The 235-nt window shown below is 68.9% G+C and carries 1 protein-coding gene; it reads left to right on the top strand.

Going from position 1 to position 235, the window contains the following annotated elements:
* The coding region (locus R0J88_RS23590; protein ID WP_410901401.1) for a hypothetical protein at window positions 1–235 on the top strand (235 nt) is incomplete at both ends.

Here is a 235-nt window from a genome sequence, read left to right as displayed (position 1 = left end):
CCCGGTCTGGCAGCTCAAGCCACTGGTTTTCCGTCTGTTGTGGACCCTGGCGCCTCTGGTCGCCGGCGCCCCTCTGATGGCACAGGCCGCTCCGCCCGAGCCCCTGTCAGCCAGTCAGCTCGACTGGCAGCCCTATGATGAGGTGCCGCAGGGCAAGCTGTGCTCCGGGCGCTATGTCACGCCGGCCTACCGTATCGAAGCGGGCGACACGCCGGAGCAGGTCACGACCTCGGCC

This window comes from Pseudoalteromonas sp. SIMBA_162 (assembly GCF_046535955.1).
In the GTDB taxonomy this organism is placed as follows: Bacteria; Pseudomonadota; Gammaproteobacteria; order Enterobacterales; family Alteromonadaceae; genus Pseudoalteromonas; species Pseudoalteromonas marina.
The sequence above is the reverse complement of the archived record's forward strand: the minus strand, read 5'-3'. Positions and strand labels throughout refer to the sequence as shown.